Here is a 20,823-nt window from a genome sequence, read left to right on the forward strand (position 1 = left end):
TAGCAAGTTATCTGTTGTACAATTATCCTTATCATTTTTCGGCTTATTTGAAGGATTTTATAAGAGTCTGTCGGGAATATCCCCTGCTTCTGACAATGAATCGTTCCCTCCCTTTTTACATATAAATCTACCGACTCATAAAGCGGTTTTTTAGACTATATAAATTTTGATATAAATTTCCTTTATAATGGACTGTTTTTATGCAACTATACAAAATATTAATTTTGTAGTTATTAATGACTTATTTCATGGTATTATTGTCGTGGCAAAAAGTTTGACTGAACGTTCAAACTACAATTTTAAACATGGCAATAAAATCCCTATTTTATTCCAGAAAGAGGCATGCATGGGTGGTTTTTTCGGATTAGCATCTCACGAGGATGCAGTTTTTGATCTATTCTATGGAACTGATTATCATTCACATTTGGGAACAAGACGCGCAGGTCTGGCGGTATACGACAGTGAAAAGGGTTTTGACCGCGCTATCCACAACATTGAATCTTCAAACTTCCGTCCTAAATTCGACAAAGATATCCTTCACATGAAAGGAAATATCGGAATAGGCTGTATTTCAGACTTTGAGCCTCAGCCTCTTATCGTTCGCTCTCATCATGGCACATATGCTATCACTACAGTCGGCAGAATCAATAATGTTGACGAGCTTACAGATAAACTCTTTGAGAATAACCGTTCTCACTTCCTTGAGATGAGCGGCGGAGATGTAAATCCAACTGAGCTTGTAGCTTCTCTTATCAATCAGCAGGATACCATAGTAGACGGTATCCGCTTTGCTCAGGATCATATCAAGGGTTCTATGACACTTCTTGTTATGACCAAAGACGGAATCTATGCAGCCCGCGACAAGTTCGGCCGTACTCCTGTAGAGATCGGCCATAAAGAAGGCGCATACTGTGCTTGTTTTGAAAGCTTCTCATATCTTAACCTTGGATATGAACCTTATAAAGAACTAGGACCAGGAGAGATCGTATTCCTTACTGCTGACGGAGTAGAGACACTCTCAGCTCCCCGCAAAGAGATGAAGATCTGCACATTCCTCTGGATCTATTACGGATTCCCTGCAGCATCCTATGAAGGCCTCAATGTAGAGCAGGCAAGATATAACTGCGGTTTCAAACTTGCTGACAGAGATATCCAGCGAAGGAACGTATATCCTGATCTTATCGCCGGCGTTCCGGATTCCGGAGTTGCACATGCGATCGGATACTCTAACAGATCAGGTATCCCATATGCAAGACCATTTGTTAAGTACACACCTACATGGCCCAGATCCTTTATGCCTACTATCCAGTCAAGGCGTAATCTTATTGCCAAGATGAAGCTGATCCCTATAGAGGACCTTATCAAAGATAAAAAACTCCTCCTTATCGATGATTCTATCGTTAGAGGAACACAGCTACGAGAGACTACAGAATATCTGTATGACAAGGGAGCTAAAGAAGTACACATCCGTCCCGCATGCCCTCCGCTTGTATTCGGATGTCCTTATATAAGCTTCTCCAGATCCAACTCAGACAGAGAACTTATCACAAGACGAGTTATCGAACAGCTTGAAGGCAATCCTAATCCTTCAAGAGAAACTCTTGACAAATATACAGATCCGGATTCAGAGCAGTACGCAGCAATGCTTGAAGAGATCAGAAAGCAGCTCAACTTCACTTCTCTTCACTATCACAGACTTGACGATATGATCGAAGGTATCGGTATAGAGTCCTGCAAGCTCTGCACATACTGCTGGAACGGCAAAGGCTAAATAATAACTAAACTTCCCACTTGGATGGTGCAGTATCACCAAATGGGAAGCTTGAGATAATAATAATAATAATAAAGCTTTCTTACTATTTTGATCATCAGTAAGAAAGCTTTTTTTATGTTCATTTTGTTAAACATATCGTATATATCATCATGATATAAATTATAAAAATAATATATACAATAATCTTTTATTTTTTCTTATCTAAATTCTTATCAATTCAGCGTCTGTCAAGTCGCATGATACAAAGGAAGCTTCTTGAGCTCTTCGATACTTACAGGCTTGGAATAGTAATAACCCTGGAAAGAATCTGCAGGGAACTTATCTCTTACAAAGCCAAGCATCTCAGCATTCTCGATACCTGTAAGTGCAACATGTACATTCATGTTGTGTGCAAAGCCTGACATAGCTTCTACTATGTACTGGTTTACAAGGTTCTTGTCTATATCTCTAAGGAATCTTCTGTCAACCTTGATAAGGTCTATAGGAAGAAGTCTTAGAAGATCAAGTGAGCTAAAGTCTTCCACATCAAGAGCTATCTGGCTTCCAAGTGACTTCATAAAGTCTACCTGACTCTTAAGATGCTCTCTACTCATGTCACGGCAACGCTTGGTAAGTTCAAGCGTAAGATTCTTAACCGGGAATCTGGTACGTCGCAGCAGTTCCATAAGAGAAGTTCTGAACTCGCTTCGCTCAAGCTGCATGAATGTAAGATTTATATTGAGCATGAAATCAGGGAATACTGCTACTATTCCACGAGTCTCATTAAATGCCTGCTCTAGGATCCAGTTACCAAGCTCAAAGAATACACTGTCATTCTCTAAAAGAGGTATAAATGTATCAGGCATTACCTCGCCATATTTCTCACTCTTCCATCTAATAAGAACCTCTGCACCTATCATATGATTATCTTTGGAAGATACTATAGGCTGGTACACAAGATAGAAGCCTTCACATCTGTTCATGATATCTGCACGTATTGCATCAAGGAGCTCTATACGTCTTGCATTCTGTTCCTGATGTTCATTGTGATATACTACAAGTCCGCCATGATTCATATCCTTGGATACATCCAAAGCATACTTGGCACTTGTATATATAGTATGCTCATCAAGAGCAAAGTTCTCAACAACGACTATACCACCTGCAATACTTACAGGAACTCTTGTGCCGGCAACGTAGAACGCAGTCTTAAGCTGCTCACGCATTCTCGAATACAGACGCCTTACTTCATCAAGAGACAGCGAACCTGTTATAGCTACAAGGCTCGTTCCATCACCTCTGTATATCTTGCCATCACTCTTAACAAGATTAGAAAAAAGATCTGCCTGTGCTCTCAGAAGCTGATTACCAAAAGAATAACCGTATGTACGGTTAATATCATCAAATCTTATTGTATCAATTACAAGAACAACAGATTTCTGCTTGCGATCACGTCTTTGACGAAGTTCATTGAACAGCTGATACAGATTGTCTGTATCTGTGATCGGATCTCTGTTTGAAACTATTCCGTGATTGGTAATAAAGAATGCAAGATAAGCAGGTCTACCCGAATAATCCTTTATGATAGTTCCTTTGCTGGAGCAGGCTACGTACTCACCATTCTTGTCCATAGCTCTATACTCCATAGGAGCTTCCTGATTGATACCTGCTATCATGGCGGTTATACGCTGTTCATAATTCTTACGGTCATCAGGATGGATACGTTTGTGCCAGTCATCGTCGGCATTCTCTATATATTCTCCTGACAGTCCGAAAAATTCTACCGCATTGGTTGACCATCTTGCATAGTGATTAAAGATATCATACACAACTGCGTATCGGCTCTTAGATACAACTACAAAAGTATCAAATATCCTACTTATTGTGTCATTAAGTCCGGTCCTAGGCATATTTCCTCCCTATACGGCTAATATCACTCTCCCCAGCCGTACATAAAACTAGATAATATTTTGAATCTGATATAAAAAAATAGTATCGCATTTATATTTTATGTCATTACTGACAAAAATGCCATTATTTTAGATAATTTCGTTAAATTTCTACATTTTGCCCTATATTATATACAAGATTCCGTCACCGTTCCCATATTAGTAATCTTTACTTTTACTATGTTTTCGCTTATTATAAGAAAAAACCACAAAATAACAGGAGGTGTACAATGGCAGATCCAATCATGGAATCAGGTCCATCTCTTACAGCCAAAGGTAATCTAGTATTCAAGGAGACTACGCGTCTGCGCTTTTTTGGAATTCCGTGGCCTTTCACACATTATCAGATCTATGAGAATGACCTTGTAGTCATTAAGGGACTTCTCAATCTCGACGAAGATGACTGCTATCTTTACAAGATAGCTGATGTTAATATCAAACGTACTCTAGGCCAGAGGATTTTCGGTCTCTCTACTATAACCTGCTTTGTAGCTTCAGATGCTTCAGGTGACAAGATCGAGCTTAAGAATATCAAGCATGGCAAAGAGATCAAGGACTTCCTTCTATCTCAGTCAGAAGCCTGCAGACTTCGCAGAAGAACTGTAGCGACCCAGAACTTAAGTTACCATGATGGTCATCATCATATGGATGAATATCCCGGAATGGATCACGGCGTTGATCTAAACCATGACGGAATCCCTGATGATCTCCAGCACTGATGTTTTATATAAGATTAGTATAGTTGTGTTTCAAGATTCATTTTAGAATACATTTTCATGCTTATACACTAGTGTGGTGACTCGTTCATAATTGATCAAACATGAATGAGTCAGTACACTAGCAAAGGCAGTGGTCTTTTCATTAATCGAAAGACCACTGCCTTTTTATTTACTAACTTAGATCTACTGATATAAATCTACTGTCATAGACTTACTGTTTTAGACATAGTCATCTGCCAAGCATACACGTATCTTATGCTAAGTCTTCGAAGATACTGTACTTACAGAGACAACATCTATATCCTTGTTGCTATAAATACAGCTTCTCTTTGAGCTTCTTCATCATCCGGATACAATGACAGATAGGTACTCATAAGAGAATTGGCTGTTTCAAAATCTCCGGTATACTCATATGCTGTTATCTCATTTCGAAGAAGCGCCTTGTTCTCATTGGGATCATTAAGTGCAAGACCTGCTTCAAAATCATTAATAGCCATGCTGTAATAACTTATATCATTGTAAGATACAGCCATCTGCATCTCACACAGTCCCAACCTGTTGTATATCTCAGCATGCTCGCCATTTTCCTCAAGGTATGATTTATATACACTTATTGCATAGTTATAATCACCTTGTTTCTCACCGGTCTGGCCAAGGAGCAGGATGATAGGTGATTTGTCCATCTCATTCTTTTCATTCCTGGCAAGCTCCAGATAGTTCTGAGCCTGAGCGTTATTGCCAAGATAGAAAGCTATCTGTCCCAGTTCATAGTTGGTCATATGGTTCTGATCCCTTACGCCTTCAAGGATTTCTATGCCCTCATCTTCATACCCGTTGTCTGCAAGGAGCTGATAGATCTCTATGATCCTGTCATATCCCTTAGGATCCAGCTTCATAACAGTCTGGAAGTCCGTCATTGCAAGATCATGATCTCCCTGTTCCAGATAGCAGACGCCTCGCATGTATATAGCATTCTTATCATTCTTTCGAAGATTCAGTATCGCATTATATACACTAATAGCATCACTGTAATCATCATTAAGATAATATGCCTTGGCAAGATAGAAGTTGGTATCAAAGTCTACATCATGAATTATGCCATTGCCTGAGGATAGAGCTGTTTTGAAGTACTCTATAGCACTATCATAATCGCCCTGCTCCAAAGAGCATATGCCAAGAGCCCTACAGCAGTCATGCTCGCTTGCGCCCTGTGAAAGAGCCTTTTCAAGCGTCTCTTTAGCTTTCTGATACTCATGATCCTGAATATATTTGATTCCGGAATCAAGAAGATTATCTGTTTGTGATGATGAGCATCCACTTAGCATCATCACCATTGTAAGAGCCATAGCAATAAGCGCTTTATCTCGTCCCCTCATTCTGAGTATCCCCCGGTTCTTAATTGACATATATCATAGAATAATTTATTTAAGATAAGCAATTATCTCAACTTCGCACAGTACATTCTTAGGAAGCTGCTTGACAGCAACACAGCTTCTTGCAGGCTTACCTGTAAAGTATTTCTCATATACTCCGTTGAACTTGGCAAAGTCGCCCATATCTGCAAGGAAGCATGTTGTCTTAACTACATGCTCATAATCTGTTCCTGCTGCCTTTAATATCTCTCCGATATTGCGGCATACAAGATCAGTCTGCTCTTCGATATCAGCTCCTTCAATCTCACCTGTTGCAGGATTGATCGGAATCTGACCTGATGCATAAAGGAAATCTCCCGCGATTATACCCTGTGAATATGGTCCGATAGCTGCCGGAGCCTTGTCTGTAGATACTTTTTTCATAATAACTTCCTCCTTAGATATAGATTTAAAAAAATACTTATAGTACAAATAATAATACTTATACTAAATACACATGATCCAAAGCGTTTTTAAAAAACAGATTTGTTTTCCTGTTCTTCAAATACCGCTGTAACGTAGAAGCCTCTGGCATTCTCTTCCACTTTAATGACCTTACCTTCTCTTGCAAGCATCCTTTGATTAAAAGGATAATTGCCACTCATAGCAAGAGACGGATCAATTGTATAATAATAATTACTCGGAAGAACTCCCTCTGTGACCGTGATGGTATCGCCTTCTTTCAAAAGGCCGGGACGCTCCATCTTAAATTCCATAACTCGTTCCATAATCTATAATCACTCTTCTAAATTATTGATCTCTGCAATCTTGGTCTCTGCATTATTAGCATACTTGGTATCCGGGAACAGTGACATGACTTCATTATATGCTTTCTTGGCCTTGTCATAATCGCCGTTTTCATAATATGCACTTCCAAGGAAGTACAGAGCAGGCTCATTGGTATTGTCATAGCCGTAAGATTTGGCAAGATCTGTTATCGCGCTGTCATAGTCCTGTGAAGTATATGCTTTATAACCAAGCTTATAATAATAATCGCTAAGTGTAGGTCCTACCAGCTCCATCATAGTGCCATACAAAGTAGAAAACTCTTCAGATGCTGATTCACTTATCTTGTCCATATTAACAAGATCCATATGTTGAGCTATACTCTTTGTATCATTTGGCGTCTGAATGTATACATCAACTGCTGCCATCAGCTCATTCATAGCTTCAACTGTAACATCGTTCTCTGAATAAGACTCTATTGTCGCCTGAAGGTCTGCTATCTGGTCATTCAGATCATTTACAGTATTCTGATTCTCCTGAAGAAGCGATGACTTAAGGTCACCTTCTTCGCTTATAGCAGCAATCCTTGCGCTTGCCTCATCATTGATATCCTGTATCTTGGCAGGAAGTACGAGGAATATTGCTGCAAGAAGTCCCAGTACTATACCTATAAACACACTTATAAGAGATACTGTTCCTTTGGGCTGCATACTATGTACAGGCTGGATGATAGTATCATTACCGCTTCTATACTCGATAACATCACCTGTTTCGGATCTCTCCTTGACAGTCTTATCATCGTCATCATCAGGAGACAACATCTTCTCCGCTTCCTGAAGATAAAACCTGGTCTTGGTGCTTCCGTTATCTATTCGAAGAGCTCTTGTAAGCTCTTTTTTGGCCTTGGAATATGAACCGTTGTTAAGATACAAAAGTCCAAGGAGCTGATGAGCTGCAAGAAAATTAGGATTGGACTGCAGTATTTTTTTGAGCTGGATAACTGCAACATCAAGGCTTCCTTCTTCGCAGTATCTGAGTGCTACATTATATTTTCTTACAGACTGGTTTACAACATCCAGATGAGTAGGATTGTTGCGAAGCTCTTCCATATAGTCATCTGCATGATTGTCTGATGTCTGAAGGTTCTTACTTATGACCCATTCACACAGAGCCGGAACGACTTCGCCAACTTCATAATAGACAAGGCCCAGAAGGTTTCTGGCCTCGATATTATTTTTATTAAGTTTTATACTGTGCTGAAGAGAGTTAATAGCACCGGAAAGATTTCTGACTGTAGCCTTCTGAAGGCCGTCATTATAATATACATTGGAAAGGCTTATAACCTTTTTGTACAAGGCTACATTTTCACCACATTCCGGGCAGAACTCGCTCTCAGTTAGAGTACTTCCGCATCTGTAGCAAATCATATATTGCCTCGCCCATTCTTGGATTTTTTGGGAGCATTTTCAGCTTCTTTCATCATCCTTACAAGAATATCCGCCATATCATCAAGATCCTGATTATGTATCAGTTCTTCAGCATCTTCTATTTCAAGGCTTGGGCGGAATTTTTTGAGTTCTTCTTCGAAATTAATCATATGTCTCCCTGAGCTGACCGGCCAAATATAATGAACCGGCCGCAAAGATCAAATCGTCTTGTGTTCTAATTGAATCTATATATGCGGTAGCTTCTGATACGCTATCATAAAATGATACATTGTCATAACCTTTAAATGCATCTGTAAGTCTGTCCATGTCCAAAGATCTTGAAGTCTTAAGGCAAGTCACCGCGATAATGTCAAATATCCTGCTATCACCGATCATGGAAGCCATCAGCTTGTACTGTTTGTCTGAAACAGCTCCAAACAGTAGAATCTTGCGACCTTTCGTGTCTATATCCCTTGTACTTGCAAGAAAAGCTTCCATTCCATCTGTATTATGCGCTCCATCTACTATAAATCCCGGTCTTATCTCTTCCATGCGGCATGGCCACATAGCACCAGATAATCCCATCCTTATATCATCATAAGATACCAAAGCCCCTGTATTCTTGAGTTCTTCGATACAACTTATGGCAAGTGCACTGTTCTGAGTCTGATATATTGCACTTGTATGAAGGCATAATCCAACATAATTATAATACTCAGAATCATAGCAAAAATCAACGTACTTATTGCCCTCATCATCCCTGCAAAGCTTGACGTTTTTTATGCTTTCTTCTGAAATCATATGGGTTCTGGCACCTTTTTGCATGGCAGTTTCACGGATTACTTGTGTGCTCTCAGGTCTTTTGTCAAAAAAGATAACCGGTACGTCCGGTTTGATAATCCCTGCCTTGTGAGCTGCTATCTTCTCATAAGTATCTCCAAGATACTGCATATGATCCATGCCGATCTCAGTAATCACACATACTACAGGCTTATCTATAGTATTTGTAACATCCAAAAGCCCGCCAAGGCCTGTTTCAAGTACCAGATAATCTACCGGATGATCCGTATATACTATCATCGACATAAAGAAAAGATATTCAAAGTATGATGGAAAAAAGAAACCAGCATCGTCTTCATCTATTTTATCTGTCTTATTTATTGAATACGTGTGATCTTTTTGCTTATTGTATCTCTCTATAATGTCAAGGATTTTGCAAAAAGCATCTCTAAATACATCTTCGGATATATCTGATCCATCTATTTTGAACCTCTCCGTAATATCTACAAGATGAGGAGAAGTGAACATTCCTATATGATAGCCACTATGCAGCAGTATCGATGATACATAATTGCATACGGAGCCCTTGCCGTTGGTTCCTGCAACATGGATGATCTTCATATCCTTGTCAGGGCTTTTCATATATTCAAGAAAAGCTTTGTTTTCAGAAATAGTATGCTTGACTGTGCAGTAAGGCAGGCTATTTAGAAACTCCTCACACGCTGCAAGAGTCAGTTTGTTTTGTTTTTGTATGTTTTTTATATTAATAATATTCTGTTTGAGATCATTTGTATTGTAAGTCATATATTCCATTGCCTGCTTTGATATGATGTGCTGACTCATTCATCTTTAAGCTTATGCCGTGAGCAAGCGAGTCCTCTATAAATATATATCCGCAGGCACTATATTTTTACCTGCGGATATACCGTTTTTTCTGTAATGATGTAAGACCGTATCGTTATTATGATCTCACATTTTAATACTATTATTTCTCAAGCTGAGCAAGTCTTTCAACAATCTGATCATACTGCTGTTTATATTTTGCCTGCTTTTCTTTTTCCTCAGCAATCTTAGCTTCAGGAGCCTTAGAAAGGAACTTCTCGTTAGAGAGCATAGCCTGTGATCTCTTAAGCTCACCTTCAAGCTTGCCCTTCTCCTTATTAAGACGCTCTATCTCCGCCTTTATATCTACGAGTTCTGCGAAAGGAATGTAGATATTGCATCCGGGGATAACTACAGAAACTGCATCATCTGCAATTCCTTCCTTGTCCTTCTGGCATACTGATTCGTTAGCATATGCAAGAGACTCAAAGAAAAGCTTACCTGTTCTGAAGATATCAAGCATCTCATCGCTATCAGATACTACGAATACCTTAGCTTTACGGCTTGGTGCAACATTCATCTGAGTTCTAACGTTACGGATACCGCGAACAGCTTCCTTGATAGTCTCAATACTCTTCTCATCATCAGCGAAGTTCCATTCATCCTTGTATACAGGCCATGAAGAGATCATGATAGACTCCTCTTCGTCCTGAATAGTGCAGAAGATCTCCTCTGTAATGAAAGGCATGAACGGATGAAGGAGCTTGAGACCGCCTATAAGAACAGTCTGAAGTGTCCACATAGCAGCATCTCTTGATACCTTATTGTCTGAGTTGTAGAGTCTAGGCTTAACCATCTCGATGTACCAGTCACAGAACTCTTCCCAGATAAAGTCATAAACCTTCTGAACAGCGATACCCATCTCAAACTTGTCCATGTTGTCTGTAACTTCTTTTACAGTGTTATTGAACTTGGACAGTATCCAGTGGTCAACAGGTTCAAGTCCCTCTGGTGCAGGCTTATTGATAGCACTCTCTTCATCATCACCCATATTCATCATGATGAAACGTGAAGCATTCCATACCTTATTGGCAAAGTTACGGCTGTTCTCAACACGCTCGATGTAGAAACGCATATCGTTACCAGGTGCATTACCTGTAATAAGTGTAAGACGAAGTGCATCAGCGCCGTACTGATCGATGATCTCAAGAGGATCGATACCGTTACCAAGTGACTTACTCATCTTACGACCCTGAGAGTCTCTTACAAGACCATGGAACAGAACTGTCTTGAAAGGTTTCTCTCCCATCTGTTCAAATCCTGAGAATATCATTCTGATAACCCAGAAGAAGATGATATCGTATCCTGTTACAAGAACATCTGTAGGATAGAAATACTTAAGATCCTCTGTGATCTCAGGCCATCCAAGTGTCTCAAAAGGCCAAAGGGCTGATGAGAACCATGTATCAAGTGTATCAGGATCCTGTGTCAGATGCTTGCATCCGCACTTAGGACATACTGTAGGTGCCTCTTTGGCAACAACGATCTCACCGCACTCATCACAGTACCATGCAGGGATTCTGTGTCCCCACCAGAGCTGACGTGATATACACCAGTCTTTGATGTTATTGGTCCAGTTATAATATGTCTTTTCCATAGACTTAGGAATAAGCTGGATCTCGCCATCTTCAATAGCCTTAACTGCAGGCTTGATGAGCTCGTCCATCTTAACGAACCACTGATCTTTAACCATAGGCTCAACTGTCTCACCGCATCTGTCGTGAGTTCCTACGTTGTGAGTCATATCTTCTATGGATACTAAAAGTCCCATATTATCAAGCTCTTCTACGATAAGCTTTCTTGCTTCGTAGCGGTCCATACCTTCGAACTTGCCACCCTTTTCATTGATAGTAGCATCGTCGTTGAGTATGTTGATAACTTCAAGGTTATGACGCTTACCAACTTCAAAGTCGTTAGGGTCATGACCGGGAGTGATCTTAACAACACCTGTACCGAATTCCATATCAGCGTGTTCATCGCCAACTACAGGAATAGGACGGTTGATTATAGGAAGCATTACATTCTTGCCGATATAATCCTTGTATCTTGGATCTTCAGGGTTTACAGCTACTGCTGTATCACCAAGCATAGTCTCAGGACGTGTTGTTGCAAACTCCAGGAACTTAGTTGTAGAAACAGTTCCATCGTCCTCGATAAGAGGATACTTGATGTGCCAGAAATGGCTTGCCTGCTCTTTGTATTCTACTTCTGCATCTGAGATAGAGGTCTTACATATAGGGCACCAGTTAACCATTCTCTTGCCCTTGTAAATATATCCTTTTTCATGCATCTTAACGAATACTTCGGTAACGGCCTTGTTACAGCCTTCATCCATTGTAAAACGTTCTCTGTCCCAGTCACATGAAGAACCGAGTTTTTTGAGCTGCTTAACGATACGTCCGCCGTACTCTTTTCTCCAGTCCCAGCACTTCTCAAGGAAGCCTTCACGACCAAGATCAGCCTTGGTGATGCCCTGCTTCTTGAGCTCATTTATAACCTTAACCTCTGTTGCTATGGAAGCATGGTCTGTTCCTGGCTGCCAGAGTGCATTATATCCTTCCATTCTCTTATATCTAATGAGAATATCCTGCATTGTGTTATCAAGGGCATGTCCCATATGGAGCTGTCCTGTGATATTTGGGGGCGGGATCACAATAGTGAATGGTTTCTTAGTTTCATCAACTTCTGCATGGAAATACTTTTTTTCTTCCCACTTGCTGTAAAGACGATTCTCAATACCCTGAGGATCATAATTCTTTGCCAGTTCTTTTTTCATGGTTTCTTCCTTTCTTATGACTATGATCTGGTTTCGTCCACTGCCTGGCTATTTATTGCAATAATAAAAGCCCTCGGCCGGACATTATCGGCCAAGGGCGTCATAAACGCGGTACCACCTTGATTCCATGGACCAGTACAAAAGATCCATGCTCATTTAGCCTGTAACGGAGAGCACCCGGGACTGCCTTTGTATTCATACAAATACTTTCTGAGCAATCCGGCTAGTACATAATACGTTTTTAGAAATGCATGGATGCATTTCTATGTACCATGTCCAGAAGCTACCTTCGGGATACGACAACACGCATTTTTCCACCCTATCAAATGCTCTCTGTTGAGTGTCTGTAACCTTACTCCTCTTCCTTATCGCCTAAGCGAAGGCATCTATAAAACTACCTACGCCATATTAAAATTATTTTTATCTTATCACTTGCATAAGACTTGTCAAGTTTTATTCAAAATATATTAAGTTCATGATCTCATAACAAGAATATAACTTTTATATATCCAAATATGATTTTATCAGAAAAATGACACCTGTGTCATACGTTTTATGGTTTACATAATTCTATTGACTACACCAGTTCTTGTTCCAAAATCCATTACGCGTTTAACGGTATTTCATAAGTTTGTCAAAATAGCGTTCTTATGCGATTCTTGAAACTCGTTTTTTAAATAATCCCCAGTTTCCACGGAGTTATCCACATAGACATTAGTGTCAGTTTCATGATCTTTTAACTACTTTTGTACCTTCACAGATGCTTTTTTTGCAAAAATTCGAACAATTTTATGCAATTGTTCGGTTAACATATATCTTGATCAAAAAAGTTTATGTTAACCTATTTGCTGATTTTTATGATTTATTATATCAGGGCCTCAAACTAGTCCTGAGTTTGGCTTAACCGCGCCCAAAACTCACTTATCGCATTATTGACCGTCTGAGTCGTAACCGTTTCAACATCATTCCATTCTCTTGGAAATAGCGATCTATAGCTACTTTGAAGGAATCTGTTATCAAGAAGTGCTACTACACCTGTATCTTCTTCTGTCCTGATGACGCGTCCCGCTGCCTGAAGCACCTTGTTCATGCCAGGATACCTGTAAGCAAAGTCATATCCATCTCTTCCGTTTTCATCAAAGAAATGTCTTAAAACTTCCCTTTCATTGCAGACAAGAGGGATACCACATCCCACAATTATGGACCCTATCAGTGAATCTTTCCTTAAATCTATACTCTCAGAAAATATTCCTCCCGTAACACAGAATCCTATAACGATCCTGTCATCCTCAATATCTACTTCCATATTGATAAGGTCACTTAGATTCACATTATTGCCCTCAGAGAACATATCAAGGAACATCTCACGCTCTTCTTCTGACATATTGCTCCCCTGAGCAAGGACCTGCGCTCCATCAATTTCTGCATATTTGGATAGATATACATCATATACCTCTTCAAGAAATGCATGAGATGGGAAAAATACCATATAGTTGCCACGTCTTTTTTGTACGATCCTATGAATATATTCAGATATCTTCTCATACTGCTCCGGCCCTCTCATAGCATAGCGGCTTGTGACATCCTTGGCTATTATGATACATCTTTTGTCAGGATCAAAGCTTGAACTTGAATACATCTCGAAGTCTTCATCATCTCCGCCCAGAAGCTCTTTGTAATACTGTATGGGAAGAAATGTAGCCGAAAACAGTATCGTAGATACGGCTCTTGACATACATGCACCCAGATTTAGTGACGGATCCACGCACAAAAGTCTTATCCTGAAACCTTCTTTATCATCCCATTCCTGATATATCCTGTAATGGTCATCAAGCTTATCATAGATTGTAAGAAATCTTGAAAGCTCAAAATAATAATTAACTATCTCATCATGGAAAGGACCTTCCGAATTATCATCAAGATATGATGACATAGACGAAGAAAGTCTGTCTATCATCTCCACAAGAGGTTCTATAGTCTCTAGCATCATAGGTCTGTCAGAAGAATTCGCCATAGACATAATCTGGTTATAAAGGGCTGTCATATGAGATTTAAAAGGTACATAGGCTCCCGAAAGCATCTCTTTAAGATCAGCCAAAGGGGATAGCATAAGGTCTGCGCTATACATACTCCTGCCTCTGTCTACAAGGTTGTGAGCCTCATCTATGAGGAATATATATTCTCCTGAATTGTTCTCAGCAAAGTATCTTTTAAGATACACAAAAGGATCAAAAACATAATTATAATCACAGATTATCCCATCAGCAAAAAGGCTTATATCAAGTGACAGCTCGAAGGGACATACCATATGCTTCCTTGCATAATACAAAATAGTATCTCTGCTGTAATTGTCTTCGCTCCTCATCATATCCAGCATAGCTTCATTAACCCTGTCATAATGTCCCTTGGCATATGGACATTTCTCAGGATTGCAGTCACATTCTTTAGAAAGACATATCTTGTCCTTAGCTGTTATGGTTACTGTTTTAAACCTAAGTTTGCCGGTTCTTCTAAGAAGCTGGAAAGTATCTGATGCCGCAGCTGCTGTAAGAGTTTTGGCTGTCATATAGAAAAGTTTCTCTGCCTTGCCCTGCCCTATAGCTGCTATTGCAGGAAAAACAGTCGTAAGAGTCTTACCTGTACCTGTAGGAGCTTCAAGAAAGAGCTTTTTGCCATGAACTATCGTCCTGTATACTCCTGCAGCAAGTTCCTTCTGGCCTTTCCTATAAGGAAAAGGAAATGGGCAATTCTTAATTGAGTTTGTACATATACTGTTCCATTCTGCTTTGAAATCAGCAAATACTCTATACTTACTGACAACGTCTTCAAACCAGCTCACGATCTGTGAAGCAGAATAGGTATAGTCAAATTTTTTGATCTCTTCTGTCTCAAGACTGCAATAGGTCATCCTGACCCCAATCTGTTCCAGCGAATTCTGAATCAGATATATGGCCGCATAAACCTTAGCCTGCGATAGGTGTACAGGCACAGGTTCATCCATGTGATCAAGATTTTTGTATGTTCCTTTTATCTCATCTATGATAACAGGATCTTCTTCTATGATTCCGTCTGCACGTCCTTCGATGATAAGGTCATACTTGGACGAATGTATATTATAAGAAAGAGGATACTCAGCATGGTAACTGGATCCCTGCTGTTTCTGAATCTTACGATGGATCCTGCCGCCTTCAAGCATGGCATTTTCAGCTGATGTATGTATTCGATTGTCTATATCACCCTGTCGTAATATGAACTCGACAAGGCCTCTGACAGAGATTCTGATCTGCATTAATAAACCTCATGTTGATCTATGATTATTTTTATGTAAAAAGGCATAGAAAAAAGCCCCTCATGGATTATACCACGAAGAGCTTTATAATCATAAAAGATCTAATTAACTTAATATAAGAAATTATACTGCAACACCTGCAAGATATGATTCGAAATCTTCATTCTGTCCAAAGAAGCTTACTGTAAGCTTTCTAGTAAGATCAAGTCCGAGGATACCAAGGATAGATTTGGCATCTACTACAACATGACCGTAAGAAATATCAATATCAAAATCGCACTTCTCTGCAGCTCTTACAAAATCCTTGACCTGTGAAGGTGATAACTTTATAACGTGCTGTATTCTCTCTTTTACCATTATCAAAACATCCTTTCTTATATACGGCATTGCCGAAACCGTATATCAATAACCCATGACTCCATCATGATACTAATAGCATCAATCTCTTACAAGATGAAGTTCATACCAAAAACCGAATCGAACTTATACATTTCCTCGTTCAATTTCAATTTATTATAAATCATACATGATGATTGTAAAGGCTTTACAGGGCTAAATATTGCACAAACTTTACCATCAAATATACTCAAAGGCGCTTAATAATGCTCAATAATTATCATATTTGTATGTATTATTATCATTTTTACGTGTATTTGATATATATTTTCGTGACTTTTTCTGATTCGTTTCATAAAATGATTACTTACTCATCCGCGCATTTTTGCGCACCAGTTTTATCACTTCTATTCTTGTATAAAAATCAGCTCACATTTATTCAAACTTCTCTTGAAATGAATAAAAAAAAAGAGTTTTAATAAGAAAGTAGTTTTTTTATACAAAATTCGAAAGGTATATACCATTATGGAGAAACTTAAACTTCCAAAAGAGTATCATTCCGAGCTTAGTCTCCATGATACACAGGTTGCTATCAAAACAGTCAAAGACTTTTTCCAGAGCATGCTCTCAGCACGCCTTAATCTTCAGCGTGTATCAGCTCCTCTGTTTGTAGATCCTACATCAGGCCTTAATGATAACCTCAATGGTGTTGAACGTCCTGTAGCATTCGATATCCTCAATGATAAGGATCATACAGGTGAGATAGTTCAGTCACTTGCCAAGTGGAAGAGATTCGCTCTTAAGAAATACGGCTTTAATATAGAAGAAGGTCTCTATACAGATATGAATGCTATCCGCCGCGATGAAGAGACTGACAACATTCATTCTATATTCGTAGATCAGTGGGACTGGGAGAAGGTTATCCGCAAGGAAGACCGTAATCTTGACTATCTCAAGGAGACAGTACGCCAGGTTTACAAGATCCTTAGAAAGACTGAAAAGTTCCTTTCTATCCAGTACGACTATATCGAAGAGATCCTGCCTCATGATATCTTCTTTATAACAACTCAGGAACTTGAAGATATGTTCCCTGAATACACTCCCAAGGAACGTGAATACTACATCACCAAGGCCAAAGGTGCTGTATGCATCATGAAGATCGGCGATAAACTTGCATCAGGCGAGCCTCACGATGGACGTGCTCCTGACTATGATGACTGGGAACTTAATGCAGATATCCTTGTATACTATCCTGTACTTGATATCGCACTTGAGCTTTCATCCATGGGTATCCGTGTAGATGAGAACTCACTTAAATCTCAGCTTGAGAAGGCAGGCTGCACAGATCGTGCTAAGCTTCCTTTCCAGAAAGCAATCCTTGATAAGGAACTTCCTTATACTATCGGTGGTGGTATCGGACAGTCACGTATATGTATGTTCTTCCTGCGCAAGGCACATATAGGTGAAGTTCAGAGCTCTCTATGGCCACTTGAGACCGAGAAAGCCTGCGCAGAGAACGGAATTCAGCTCTTATAATGATAGATATCATAAAAGAAGAAAAGAAACCGGTCGTAATACTGGTCGGACTTAATACAGATCGCGATGAAGACGTCTTTGCAAGTTCCATGCAGGAACTCAGAGGTCTATCTGAAGCGGCAGGAATGAAGGTCTGCGCTGTTGTGACTCAGAATGCTGAGTCACCTGTGCAGGCCACTTTTGTTGGAAGCGGCAAGGTTGACGAGATAAAAGCAAGGATCGAATATGACGATGCTGATGCTGTTATCTTCAATCAGACACTGTCACCTATGCAGATACGAAATCTTGAGAAGATCCTCGACAGAGAAATTATCGACAGGACAGCTCTTATCCTTTTAATATTTGCAGATAGAGCAAGAACAAGAGAAGCCAGACTCCAGGTAGAGGTTGCAAGACTTCAGTATCTCCTGCCAAGACTTTCCCATATGAGGAAAGGTCTTACAAGGCAAGGAGGAGCTTCCGGTTCTAAGTCAAGCAAAGGTGCCGGCGAGAAACAACTAGAGCTTGACAAGCGTCGTATCGAACACCGCCTTGCAGAACTTAGAAGAGAACTTGAAGCAGTAAGTAAGGAACGATCTACTCAGCGAAACAGACGACTATCATCTTCTGTTCCCAAGGTAGCACTTGTAGGATATACCAATGCCGGCAAATCAACCATCATGAATCATCTCCTTACAGACTATGCGGATGGTAATACTGATGACAAGAAGGTTCTGGAACAGGATATGCTCTTTGCTACCCTTGATACTACTGTAAGAAAGATATCTCCTGCAGGTCACAGGTCATTTCTTCTATCAGATACAGTAGGATTCATAGACGATCTTCCAACAACACTTGTCAAAGCTTTCAGATCAACTCTTGAAGAGATCAAATATGCTGATATTCTACTGGAAGTTATAGACTTCTCTGATCCTGACTATAACAGGCATATGGAAGTCACTGATAAGACACTGTCTGAGATTGGCGCCGGGGATATACCTAAAATATATGTCTTCAACAAATCAGATATAGCTGATGAACAGGGATCTACAATGGTTCAGCTTCCATATGTTCGTGATCACAGAATATATATGGCTGCAAAAAAGGATATCGGAACAGAAGAACTACTGTCCCTTATAGACAAAGTCCTTCTGGAAGGGAGTCAGGAATGCGAACTTATAATTCCATATTCTCAAGGAGCAGTTGTTGCTGCTATCCTCGATGGAAGTGAAGTCCTTACTACTGAATATCTTCCGGAAGGAACCAAAATAAGAGCTAAGCTCAAAAAACAGGATATAAACAAATACGCTGAATATATCAGCAGCACTTCTTAAGTGCACCACATGCCGCCAGCAGGTAATTCTTAAGATCTTCTACAGTATCAAAAGTCTTGTCTGCTCCGGCATTTTTTAATTCAAGATATGTTCCGTAGCCATAGGTTACGCCAAGAGCCATAAGGTCATGATTGACTGCTCCAACCATGTCATAGCATCTGTCACCAACCATTGCTGTCTCATCAGCATTGGCCATAAGCTTTCTAAGAGCCTCTTCTACTACTTCGTTCTTGTCAGTACGGCGACCGTCAAGCTCACTTCCTACGATAACATCAAAATATGATGTAAGCTTAAAGTGATTGAGCACCTTATAGACCATAACTTCAGGCTTACTGGATGCGATAGCTATCTTAAGACCTGCCTCGTGACAAGCTTTGAGCATTTCTTCAACACCTTCATAAGGTTTATTTTCAAATACCCCGATAGGATTATAATATTCTCGAAACTTGGCTACGGCATTAAGCATATGCTGCTCGTCCATACCATATCGCTCCATAAATGTTACATTGAGCGGAGGTCCTACGAAGAACCCAAGTTTAGAAAGATCGGGTTCATCTATTCCCTGGTCTTTAAGCGCATACTGCGCAGCCTTGGTAATGCCAAGACCGGAATCTGTTAATGTGCCATCAAGATCAAATAGTACGTACTTCAGCATGTTTTCGTCTCCCTTTGGATATATGGATTATCATACGTGCGCATTATTAAATGTACGATATAATGACACATTCACGCAATAGCCATTATATTCAAAATGCATAAATAGTTACGGAACTTTTTGTGCATTATTTCGTTTCTTATCAATATGACGTTTGAGGGAAGGTTATGTTCAAAGGATATCTTGAATAAATCCTCTTACTGTGTTAGATTTAATAAGGTTAAGAATTGAATACCTGCTAGGGGAGCTTTGCTGAGAAGAGCCTTTTGTTATACTGATAACATGGCTTGACCCTTATTACTTGAACCGGGTAATACCGGCGTAAGGAAGCATTTCATTATCAACTTTCTGTAAGTGTGACGCACTAATTCTAACGGATCGTTTCCTTGGGCATATTCAAAAAACTAATATTTTATTACATTTTTTCAGCTAATGCTGCAAGGAGGGATATTCAATGTCATTATTCTTCAATGCTGTCACAAGTGATGGCGAAACCACTTATTCATTCACTACCGCAGGCTACGCAGCCCTTATTATCGTGCTGATCGCTGCAGTTGTAGCCGCATGTTTTTTTAAGAACACCAAAGACCAGCACAAATTCAGCACACGCCAGCTTGTAGTATCAGGCATGTGCATAGCACTTGCATTTGTACTTTCTAATGTCAAGATTTTCAAAATGCCACAGGGTGGATCTATAACCCTTCTATCCATGTTTTTTGTATGCTTTGTTGGATATCTGTATGGTCTTAGAAGCGGACTTATGGCAGGACTTGCATACGGTCTTCTGCAGATGATCGTAGACCCTTATATCATAAGCTTCCCTCAGATGCTGTTCGACTATATATTCTCATTCACAGCGCTGGGACTTTCAGGTCTTACAAGCACCAGAAAATACGGATTGTATTCCGGATATTTAATAGGTATAGTAGGCCGTATGGTATTTGCAGTTCTGTCAGGTGTTATCTTCTTCGGAATGTATGCTCCTGAAGGTCAGAATGTATGGGTATATTCATTTGGATATAACGGACTGTATATCATCACAGAAGCAGCTATCACTATCGTAGTGCTCCTCATCCCTGCTGTCAGAAAGGGACTTAATCAGATCAGAGTTGCTGCCAACGAAGCTGATTCCAAGAGAATCGCTGTAAATAAGCTGGCTTCATAATATCACATTGCCAAAATCAGAGGCTGCTTCCTTAAATGTATTTTCAATTTAAGGTAGCAGCCTCTTTCTATAGATCTGAATTTTGTCATAAAAAAGCTTCTCACC

Annotated in this window: 16 protein-coding genes and 1 riboswitch; of the genes, 5 read left to right on the forward strand and 11 right to left on the reverse strand. The window is 39.8% G+C overall.

The genetic code is table 11. The annotated features are described in order from the left end of the window. The first annotated feature begins 346 nt into the window (after positions 1-346). On the forward strand, positions 347-1,771 hold the full coding sequence (locus I7804_RS16465) for an amidophosphoribosyltransferase (protein ID WP_022756060.1): 1,425 nt from the start codon (positions 347-349) through the stop codon (positions 1,769-1,771). A 230-nt stretch (positions 1,772-2,001) separates the two neighbouring features. Here I7804_RS16465 and I7804_RS16470 read toward each other — a convergent pair whose 3' ends face one another. Further along, on the reverse strand, positions 2,002-3,663 hold the full coding sequence (locus I7804_RS16470) for an EAL domain-containing protein (RefSeq protein ID WP_022757742.1): 1,662 nt from the start codon (positions 3,661-3,663) through the stop codon (positions 2,002-2,004). 269 nt (positions 3,664-3,932) lie between these two features. Between I7804_RS16470 and I7804_RS16475 the strand changes: the two genes are divergently transcribed. Further along, positions 3,933-4,421 carry a PH domain-containing protein gene (locus I7804_RS16475; protein WP_022757741.1) on the forward strand — a complete coding sequence of 163 codons (489 nt, stop codon included), beginning with the start codon at positions 3,933-3,935 and terminating at the stop codon, positions 4,419-4,421. A 296-nt stretch (positions 4,422-4,717) separates the two neighbouring features. Here the strand turns inward: I7804_RS16475 and I7804_RS16480 are convergent, their stop codons facing one another. From I7804_RS16480 to I7804_RS16520, 9 genes are all read right to left on the reverse strand, one after another. Continuing rightward, a complete protein-coding gene (locus I7804_RS16480; RefSeq protein WP_248404214.1) occupies positions 4,718-5,797 on the reverse strand; it encodes a tetratricopeptide repeat protein in 1,080 nt (359 codons plus the stop codon). Positions 5,798-5,842: 45 nt separating this feature from the next. Beyond that, complete coding sequence (locus I7804_RS16485) at positions 5,843-6,217, reverse strand: RidA family protein (protein ID WP_022754588.1); 375 nt, start codon at positions 6,215-6,217, stop codon at positions 5,843-5,845. 89 nt (positions 6,218-6,306) lie between these two features. Then, positions 6,307-6,561, reverse strand: a complete 255-nt coding sequence (locus I7804_RS16490; protein ID WP_022754589.1) for a hypothetical protein — start codon at positions 6,559-6,561, stop codon at positions 6,307-6,309. 9 nt (positions 6,562-6,570) lie between these two features. Continuing rightward, positions 6,571-7,986 (reverse strand): tetratricopeptide repeat protein, encoded by a 1,416-nt coding sequence (locus I7804_RS16495; protein ID WP_074755123.1) that lies wholly within the window; start codon positions 7,984-7,986, stop codon positions 6,571-6,573. After that, entirely contained in the window at positions 7,983-8,156 is a 174-nt protein-coding gene (locus I7804_RS16500; protein ID WP_022754591.1) for a hypothetical protein, read from the reverse strand. Before I7804_RS16500 ends, I7804_RS16495 begins: the two co-directional genes overlap by 4 nt. Continuing rightward, a complete protein-coding gene (locus I7804_RS16505; protein WP_248404215.1) occupies positions 8,149-9,609 on the reverse strand; it encodes a bifunctional folylpolyglutamate synthase/dihydrofolate synthase in 1,461 nt (486 codons plus the stop codon). The genes I7804_RS16500 and I7804_RS16505 overlap by 8 nt, the downstream gene beginning before the upstream one ends. A gap of 142 nt (positions 9,610-9,751) precedes the next feature. Continuing rightward, positions 9,752-12,424: a valine--tRNA ligase gene (locus I7804_RS16510; RefSeq protein ID WP_110072883.1), complete on the reverse strand. Its 2,673-nt coding sequence runs from the start codon at positions 12,422-12,424 to the stop codon at positions 9,752-9,754. Between the two features lie 883 nt (positions 12,425-13,307). After that, positions 13,308-15,713 (reverse strand): ATP-dependent DNA helicase, encoded by a 2,406-nt coding sequence (locus I7804_RS16515; protein ID WP_248404216.1) that lies wholly within the window; start codon positions 15,711-15,713, stop codon positions 13,308-13,310. A gap of 123 nt (positions 15,714-15,836) precedes the next feature. Continuing rightward, a complete protein-coding gene (locus I7804_RS16520; protein WP_022754595.1) occupies positions 15,837-16,070 on the reverse strand; it encodes an HPr family phosphocarrier protein in 234 nt (77 codons plus the stop codon). Positions 16,071-16,574: 504 nt separating this feature from the next. Between I7804_RS16520 and asnA the strand changes: the two genes are divergently transcribed. Both asnA and hflX read left to right on the forward strand, forming a co-directional pair. Next, a complete protein-coding gene (gene asnA, locus I7804_RS16525) occupies positions 16,575-17,585 on the forward strand; it encodes an aspartate--ammonia ligase (protein ID WP_022754596.1) in 1,011 nt (336 codons plus the stop codon). Continuing rightward, complete coding sequence (hflX, locus tag I7804_RS16530; protein ID WP_248404217.1) at positions 17,585-18,898, forward strand: GTPase HflX; 1,314 nt, start codon at positions 17,585-17,587, stop codon at positions 18,896-18,898. Before asnA ends, hflX begins: the two co-directional genes overlap by 1 nt. Here hflX and I7804_RS16535 read toward each other — a convergent pair. Next, complete coding sequence (locus tag I7804_RS16535; RefSeq protein ID WP_110072881.1) at positions 18,882-19,553, reverse strand: HAD hydrolase-like protein; 672 nt, start codon at positions 19,551-19,553, stop codon at positions 18,882-18,884. The two genes, hflX and I7804_RS16535, sit on opposite strands and share 17 nt — an antisense overlap. Positions 19,554-19,783: 230 nt before the next feature. After that, positions 19,784-19,898: riboswitch (TPP riboswitch) on the forward strand. A gap of 109 nt (positions 19,899-20,007) precedes the next feature. On the opposite strand from I7804_RS16535, the gene thiT reads away from it, so the two are divergent. Beyond that, positions 20,008-20,718: an energy-coupled thiamine transporter ThiT gene (gene thiT, locus I7804_RS16540; protein WP_248404218.1), complete on the forward strand. Its 711-nt coding sequence runs from the start codon at positions 20,008-20,010 to the stop codon at positions 20,716-20,718. Positions 20,719-20,823 lie beyond the last annotated feature (105 nt).

This window comes from Butyrivibrio fibrisolvens, assembly GCF_023206215.1.
Lineage (GTDB): Bacteria > Bacillota > Clostridia > Lachnospirales > Lachnospiraceae > Butyrivibrio > Butyrivibrio fibrisolvens_C.

Excerpts from the sequence above, each read along its gene's own strand:
- I7804_RS16465 (WP_022756060.1), top strand. The coding sequence starts at position 347 with ATGGGTGGTTTTTTCGGATTAGCATCTCACGAGGATGCAGTTTTTGAT.
- I7804_RS16470 (WP_022757742.1), bottom strand. The coding sequence starts at position 3,663 with ATGCCTAGGACCGGACTTAATGACACAATAAGTAGGATATTTGATACT.
- I7804_RS16475 (WP_022757741.1), top strand. The coding sequence starts at position 3,933 with ATGGCAGATCCAATCATGGAATCAGGTCCATCTCTTACAGCCAAAGGT.
- I7804_RS16480 (WP_248404214.1), bottom strand. The coding sequence starts at position 5,797 with ATGAGGGGACGAGATAAAGCGCTTATTGCTATGGCTCTTACAATGGTG.
- I7804_RS16485 (WP_022754588.1), bottom strand. The coding sequence starts at position 6,217 with ATGAAAAAAGTATCTACAGACAAGGCTCCGGCAGCTATCGGACCATAT.
- I7804_RS16490 (WP_022754589.1), bottom strand. The coding sequence starts at position 6,561 with ATGGAACGAGTTATGGAATTTAAGATGGAGCGTCCCGGCCTTTTGAAA.
- I7804_RS16495 (WP_074755123.1), bottom strand. The coding sequence starts at position 7,986 with ATGATTTGCTACAGATGCGGAAGTACTCTAACTGAGAGCGAGTTCTGC.
- I7804_RS16500 (WP_022754591.1), bottom strand. The coding sequence starts at position 8,156 with ATGATTAATTTCGAAGAAGAACTCAAAAAATTCCGCCCAAGCCTTGAA.
- I7804_RS16505 (WP_248404215.1), bottom strand. The coding sequence starts at position 9,609 with ATGAGTCAGCACATCATATCAAAGCAGGCAATGGAATATATGACTTAC.
- I7804_RS16510 (WP_110072883.1), bottom strand. The coding sequence starts at position 12,424 with ATGAAAAAAGAACTGGCAAAGAATTATGATCCTCAGGGTATTGAGAAT.
- I7804_RS16515 (WP_248404216.1), bottom strand. The coding sequence starts at position 15,713 with ATGCAGATCAGAATCTCTGTCAGAGGCCTTGTCGAGTTCATATTACGA.
- I7804_RS16520 (WP_022754595.1), bottom strand. The coding sequence starts at position 16,070 with ATGGTAAAAGAGAGAATACAGCACGTTATAAAGTTATCACCTTCACAG.
- asnA (WP_022754596.1), top strand. The coding sequence starts at position 16,575 with ATGGAGAAACTTAAACTTCCAAAAGAGTATCATTCCGAGCTTAGTCTC.
- hflX (WP_248404217.1), top strand. The coding sequence starts at position 17,585 with ATGATAGATATCATAAAAGAAGAAAAGAAACCGGTCGTAATACTGGTC.
- I7804_RS16535 (WP_110072881.1), bottom strand. The coding sequence starts at position 19,553 with ATGCTGAAGTACGTACTATTTGATCTTGATGGCACATTAACAGATTCC.
- thiT (WP_248404218.1), top strand. The coding sequence starts at position 20,008 with ATGTCATTATTCTTCAATGCTGTCACAAGTGATGGCGAAACCACTTAT.